Origin of the sequence: Pantoea sp. T14, from assembly GCF_036663535.1 — a bacterium.
Classification (GTDB): Bacteria; Pseudomonadota; Gammaproteobacteria; order Enterobacterales; family Enterobacteriaceae; genus Pantoea; species Pantoea phytostimulans.
Window position 1 is genome coordinate 47,235 of record NZ_JAWUEB010000016.1, and the last position, 7,502, is coordinate 54,736.

Annotated in this window: 3 protein-coding genes; all 3 read right to left on the bottom strand. The window is 53.0% G+C overall.

The genetic code is table 11. The annotated features are described in order from the left end of the window. Positions 1-137 precede the first annotated feature (137 nt). Positions 138-3,401 carry an AIDA repeat-containing protein gene (locus tag SC127_RS07265; protein ID WP_332625879.1) on the bottom strand — a complete coding sequence of 1,088 codons (3,264 nt, stop codon included), beginning with the start codon at positions 3,399-3,401 and terminating at the stop codon, positions 138-140. Between the two features lie 62 nt (positions 3,402-3,463). Further along, positions 3,464-4,603, bottom strand: a complete 1,140-nt coding sequence (locus SC127_RS07270) for an autotransporter strand-loop-strand O-heptosyltransferase (protein ID WP_332625886.1) — start codon at positions 4,601-4,603, stop codon at positions 3,464-3,466. 944 nt (positions 4,604-5,547) lie between these two features. After that, positions 5,548-7,502, bottom strand: a 1,955-nt coding sequence (locus SC127_RS07275) for an Ig-like domain-containing protein (protein WP_332625880.1), incomplete at its 5' end; no start/stop codon positions are given.

The following is a 7,502-nucleotide window of genomic DNA, read 5'->3' on the forward strand; positions in this document are numbered from 1 at the left end:
ATAAGCCGTACTCAGTATCTTGATATTTAAGGCGTTAAGCAGCGCCAGCAATTTGGGTGTCGCACCCAGCAGCACGGAAGCACTGTAGGATCCAGTACCGGAATGCCGGGCAGTTACGCCCGGCATTGTGCTGCAAGTTATCGGAATGAATAACCAAGATTGACCAGGCCGTAGTAACCGCCAGACTCGCCACCGTGAAGCGCTTCCGACCAACCGCCCTGTATGCCAAGTTTGACGTTTTCCCTTATCTGCGCATTAACTCCGCCATTCAGCCCAACGCTGGTACCGGACAGGTCTGAACGGAATGATGCTGTCGAGTCTGCAACGCCCTGAACTGAAGCTGACATGCCGCTGTGCGCGCCGAACGAGTGCGTGACTGATGGCGTGACCCACCAGAGCATTTTTGTCTTATCATTCATTGGTGTACCTATCTTCAGCCCTGCCTGCACTGACTGACGGCGACTATCAGACCAGTCCAGCGATGCTGCCTCGTCTTGTGCACCATCCAGGCTGACCCCCTGCACGGTATATTGCAACTGTGGCTCAAGAGACAAGGCAGGGCTTACGTTCAGAGCCTGTCCGACTTGCGCCGAAGCCAGCCAGCCCGTACCGGAGGTAGACAACCGCGTATCGTCGTTCGACGCTGTCGACAGACTATGATGACTGACCTGTAGCAGGCCATCTACGCGCAGACCAGCATGGCTAAGGCCAGAGAGATAAGCACCGCCTGTGTACACTGTATCGCGATCCGTGCCTGCTTCACTGCGTCCGCCGTCACGCCAGACATCATTGCGCATCAGGCCGGTGGCGCCGTAAACCCCGGCTTGCCAGTCAGCATTCGCGCCCGCAAACTGCCAAAGATCGCCACCTATTTGCAGGAAGCTGTATGCACCGCTGCTTTCCGGTACGCCACCACTTGTCAGGCTGCCATGATCAGAGTGACTAAGATGACCGGCAACTAAGCGTCCCCATATCCGGCTGTCCGGTGCGTAGTGGAAGCGCGTGTCTGCTGTGCCCGCGACCAGGCGATCGTAGTCCAATGACAGCGAAGGCAATGCGGCGTAGCTCCACATGCCGTCACGATAATTCACCGTGCCGCTGACCGGTGCCGAAGCGCCGTCGTTCTGCTCAGCGGGTTGTGGTGTCGGCTCAGCAGGTTGTGGCGTTTCCTCTGTGGGTTGTGGCGTGGGTTCAGTGACTTGCTGGGTCTGCTCAGAGGTGAGATACCAGCTCTGATCAGCGTTGCGATACAGACTATATTCATAGGCACCTGCCACCATCGGCCTATTCAGGCTGAATGCATTTGCATCTGTCGTGGCGCCATTAATAGCGCTAACCAAGGTTATACCATTGCCGGTCGTCCGCGCACCTAGTCCGCCTCGGTTCAGCACCGTAAGGCCGGTATTGCCCGTCGCCTGGCCACCGTCTATGACCAGTTTGTCTGTTGGCGAACTGCTGTCATCGACTACGGTGTTAAGCGTAATGGTTCCGCCGCTACCAATAAGGTTAGTTACGGTCAGCGTATGTGGCGTGAAAGCCCCCTGTGAAGGAACAAAAACAATGCTGCCCGCGTTGGTCAGATTATCGACCAAAGAGTCGCCAGTAATATTCCAGGTACTGCTGCTGTCGATGTTCACATCCGTCGGATCGATGATACCGGTCAGGCTGGCGCTATTGACCAGCGAAAGCGATGTGCCGGACAACGCCACAATATTCGTGTCGGCCTGAAGGCCGTCCATGACCAGGGAGCCTGCATTCAGATTAAGCTGTGACTGACTGAAAGTTCCGCCAAGCGTAAGCGTACCGCTGCCATTCTTGGTAAGCTCCCCGCTTCCGGACAGGTTGGTGTTCAATGTCACGCCACTGCTGGTATCGTAAGTCGTGACCCCGTTGTTAACAAAACTGTTGCCGGCCAGGGTCAGAATTCCGCCGTCGGCAATATTAAGCAGTCCACCGGCCTGAACGGTAGTATCTGTAGCTGTACCGCCGCTGCTGACCGACAACGAACCGCCGTTGTTAATCGTGGCCTGAGAGGCAACGCCACCGTTGAAGACAGACAACGCGCCGCCGGAGTTAACGGTGGTAGCAATAGCCGTACCGTAAACATTCTGTTGACCACCGGCATTGACGAGCGTGCCGGTAGCGGTGCCACTCTGGTAGACCTGTTGCAGACCATCAGTATTAACTACGGTACCGGATGCGTTACCTTGTACATACTCTACACCGCCCTGATTAACGATCGTGCCAGTTGCAGAGCCATCAGCGCCTACATAGAGAGAACCATTATTCTCAAGCAGCAGGTTTTTAGCCTGGCCAGCGCTGATGTAAAAATCGTCAAGCGCATTAGATCCGTTAAGCGTTGCGCCGGTACTGGTAATAAGAGTCGCACCAGAATTCATGACTAATCCAGTGGCGGTAGCGCCATCCATCGCATAAAGGGTGCCACCAGACTCAATGGTTGCTTCAGAGGCAAAGCCACCACTATAGACGGACATATAGCCTGCATCGTTTACGGTGCTGCGATCGGCAGTACCTCCTTCGTAAACATATTGCGCTCCCCCGGAATGTACCTGGGTGGAAGTGACTTTGCCGTAAATACCCTGTGCAGCATTCGATTCGATCTGAGTGCCAGTAGCCGAGCCACCGTTATAGACATACTGGACACCGCCAGACTTCACTGTAGTATCGGTTGCAGTACCATAAATCTGCTGTGTGCCGCCTTCCACCACCGCTGAAACAGCACTGGCCCCGCTAGTCACTGTCTGATAGCCCCAGGCTCCGATCAAGGCTGATGTTGATGATCCGCTTAAGACGTATTCCCTGCCGCCGGAAGTGACCTGCGTGGACTGTGTTGAACCGCCAAGAACCAGGAGACTTCCGCCTGAATTAACCAGAGTGGACGTGACGTCGCCGTAGACTTCCTGTTGTCCTGTATTCACTGTGGTTCCTGAAACAAGACTTCCCACGTAAACAATCTGTGCTCCGCCATTGAGGGTGGTAGAAGTGGCGCTGCCGCCACTGTTGACATATTCCCTGCCAGAGGCGTTCACGACAGTGGAAACCGTACGACCACCACTGTTGACGATGATGTTGGAGAGGTTCCCACCACCAACACTGCTGCTACTGGCCAGCCCACCATTATTGACGTTCAGGTTGCCACCGTTGGTGACCGAAACTTCGTCGGCGATGTCCCCGCTGTTAAGCGTAAGTGGACTGCCGGTTGTCACTGTCGTGCCACTGTATGTCGTCGCTGCAGCGGCACCCGCTACGCCCAGCAGTAAGAGCGTAGCGGTTATCCGTTTCACAGCCATTTGTGGACAACCGCCACATCCGGCGCGCTCCGATGCCACTACCCACGCCTGCCGCGCCGCGCTCCAAACAATCCTGTATGCCTTATTCATGCCCATGCCCCTTAAAATTTTTGTTGCCATACGTGAAAGCTCTGTTCACGCACGGGTTTTATTTAGTGAATGTTTCCGTTTTCACGCAGCTGCGCATTGAGACGATCAATCACGCCGTTTACTTGTTTCCCGGTTATCAGCCGAGTGCACTCGAACTGTCGTTCTGTCCCCTTGTGCCGGGGGCACCAAAAGTAGTCTTGGTGATCGAATTTTTCGTTAAGGCTGTCCCAGCAGCCGCTGCATCCGTGGCTGCTGAACACCCTCCATGGGGTATAGAATTCAGCGCCTGGCAGGCTGAAACCACTGATGAGCACCACCGGGATTTGTGCTGCCCATGCCAACCAGGAAAGCCCGCTGGCAAGCCCAATGAAAAAGCTGGCATGTCTGAGCAGGTCTACTCGAGCCTGCAACGGGAGGTTTCCGGTAAAGTCTTCAGCACCGTAGGGGATATGGTTCCAGACAAATCCGTGACCGGTAGTAGGGTCGCGGTCAATGCAAAGGACCCGATAGCCCAGCGTTTTTAAATGCGTGACAACCTCAGCCCAGCCTCTGCCGTTATTCCAGAACTTCGCCTGGCAGGTGGATTGCACACCAATGCAGACGTAAGGCTCAGCAATGGTTCGCGTGGCGCTAAGATTCAGGCGTGGCGCTTCTCCCCGATGATCGACCCCGAGGATATGTCCGGCGATGCGGTGGAAACCTGTTTGACGGAAGTCCACAGGTTGGTGCGTATCGTTGCCGCCAAAGAACAGGCCGATTCGATAGGTAGCGTAGGGTGAGCGCATAGCGGCGGACGGCACGGAGAATCGAATGTCAGGATATTGTTCTTCCAGCAGCGTAATGATGTTCTGTGCCATGCTGCACTCAAGCCGACATCCGTGCTGAAGGCGGAAGCGTTCAGCGTAGTGAAACCAGCCCAATAGGTCACCCAGCGTGCCGACGGGAAAGGAAATCAGGACATCGCGATCTTTCAGCGAAAGAACTTCATCCAGCAGTGGGGACATTTCATCGCCGCGCCAGACTTGAATGCGAAAGCGGATAAAATATTTTTTTGCTGACGTTACCCAGCCGGCACCTGATTCACAGTGAAACAGGATATTGCCCGAATCGTCGTCCAATAGGGCAACGCGCCAGCGTCCCTCTGGCAGCAGCACGCGCGCGCCGTCGTTAAAATCATAAAGAATGCCAGCCGGCCCCTGAATACTCGGAAGTGCTGGCGGAGAAACGAAAGGATATTGTGCGCCGTTCTGGTCCTGAGGTAGGGTGGCGTGGGCAGCTGCTGATCCTGATTGATATCCAGTCACGGCTTACCCCCTGAATAGAATCAGGTAAACGCGGTTGGCCGGATGTGGCATAACGGGAAAGCGTGGGAATAGCTGTTTCATCGAGAACCTTTGATGTAAAAACAAAACGGTTTTTGTTTCTATCTCTGTTGGGCATGGTTATCGGAAACGAAGAGAAATTATTTAGAGTGTGAAAACGCTAGTTTTGATTGTTATTACGTTAAGATTCATATGTCGTTGAATGACCAAGACTCTTCGCCTTGGATGATCAAAATTGTTTTATCAAACGGCAGATGTATTGCCTGTATAGATGATGGGAGCTGCGATTAATTAATTTAAACGCGACCATAATAGTCTGGCCGATTTCACCTTCAGCTTTGCCCACTTAAGTTGCGATTCCCAATTCGTCTGAATCATATTTGAGCGGTAGCGCCGTCCATCGCTAAATAAAACTTTTGCACAGTTACGCCCTAAAGCTTCATTAGCCGCAACGCTAATATCATGCCTCATAATTAAAAAAGAAAAGGGTGTGTTGAGTTAACATGCTGAAAGGCTGTCGATGAGATTCGCTGGATTCGTGTTAAACTGCAAATCCATTATTTAACATAATCTTGATTATGCGCACTTTAATTATCGATGCTATTTAATGTTGTAAACGTCATTGATTATATCGACAGTTTTTATAATCTAAAAAAATGGCATTCTCGGCTGAGTAGCAGATCGCCGGATGAATATGAGCGCCGACCACATCAATGTGTCTATATCAGTGGCCGGTTTTAATTGATCGTTATAGTCAGATAAGCGAAAAATTATTGTCTCTTTTGGGCAGGCGCACCGCGGACGATGCGCCTGCAGGGTTAAAGTTAGTTATTATCCAGCGTGATGTTGAGGCCCAGTTGCACTAATATTTCTGTCGCCTGGTTGCTGTGTCCATACACGGCATACTCTACACCGGCCACTTTCACATTCCCGACACTGCTCCATTCGCCGCTGTCGCTGCCATCTGGAAGCAAATCATTCAGTTTCAGTTCACGCCCAGGCTCACCTGTAACCATTAATTGTGTTTTGCCGTCCTCAATAAACAGATCATTGCCGCCGGCCAAGAGTACGTCCTCCAGGTTCAAACTGATCGTGTTGATATTTTGCTGTTCAAGATTGATAAGCGCACCCGTATTGAGCGGAATTTCAGTCTCATTGCCATAGTCATAGTCAAAGCTAAATGAACTCACCGCTGCTTGAGCTATATCTGCCGGTTTATGCAAGGCATTCGCCATGTCGTCGCTCAAGAAATCGATGCTGCGACCACTATTGACTGAGTCATGGATCGCCAGATTGCCTGTGTTTGCTGTGGCCGAGAGCCCTGTGCTTTCGACTTGTAGCGGCATATCCTGCACAGCAGGTTCAGGGGAACTTGCCAGACGTAAGTCGAGCGCCATGTGAGACTCATCGTTTACGTCAGAAGCATTGTTGCTTAGCGGGCTGAGGTCGGAACCCGTTATTGCTGCCAGTTTGTAGTCTGTTTTCCCCATAACGATATCATCAATCCAAACGCCAGACGTATTCAGTTCAAGGCTGACCTTGGAAAACGTCTTACCGTAGGGAACTGTCGCCCTTACTTCCTGGATTAATCCACCTTTAGGCGTCAAGACCTGACGATCAACTTCACGGCCGAGGTGGTCATAAAACACCACATTAAACTGTTCATCATTGTTAAAATCACCCGCCATAAACGAGATATAATCGCTATCAGCGGTTGGCAGGGCCAGTTCAATTTTCATCCCTCCAAAAAAGGTCAAAGCCATTGTTGGAGCAGGAGTTTCCCAGTTGGGGATACCCATGAAAAATCCTCCAGAAGCAGCATTGATGACATTAACATCGAAGCCCGGAAAATTAAAAACTTGGCCGTCGCTGAATGTGATTGACGGCTGCGTCTCAAAATCCTCTTGATGCAAAATTGCGCTGTTTTTTTCCAGTGTTCTGCTGGGAGAAATATTTCCGGCCAAGTCTCTCACCGTAATGACCAACTGATCAAAGTTACCCGAGGTTTCTGACGACCAGGGTAAGCTTAAGCTGCCAGCGGCCAGAACATCAGGGCTTAGCACGAACTGCAGTTCAACACCGTCAATCAACAATATCATCGTATCACCCACTTGATATTGGGTGCTTTCAAACTTTATCGTCAACGTTTCGCCGTCCCATAGCACATCACCCACTGGGTCAGAAAGTAGGGTGTCGACGGTGATGATAAAACTCTCAGACGGCGCAGAGACGTTCCCTGCCATGTCGGTCACCCGCACGGTCAGCACGTGCTTTCCTTCATCAAACTTATCACTGCCCGTGAACTGCCAGCTCCAGGCCCCCGTTACGGCGTCGGCACGGACGCTGCCGACAGCAACGTCACCACTATAAATCGTCACCAGGTTACCCGCCTCCGCCATCCCCTGTAGCATCGGCTGTGCATCGTTAGTCAGCCCAGTGCCGTCGTTAGCAATCGCGCCGGTCACACCGCCCGCCACCGCGTCGGTGATGCTGCTCAGCACCGTCGTTGCGGCCTGGGTGTCGACGTTAAGGGTGATGCTTTCGGCGATCGCGGAAACGTTGCCGGCCGGATCGACCGCCCTCACCGTCAGCAGGTGCGTACCGTCGCTGAAGCGCGCGCCCGCCGGATGCTGCCACGTCCAGTCCGCCGTGGTGGTGACAAAGCTGCCGATCGCGTTTGCGCCGTCGTAAATCGTTACCAGGCTGCCCGGCTCCGCGCTGCCGCTGATAACCGGGCGGCTGTCGTTGGTCAGCCCGGTGCCGTCGAGGGCAATCGCGC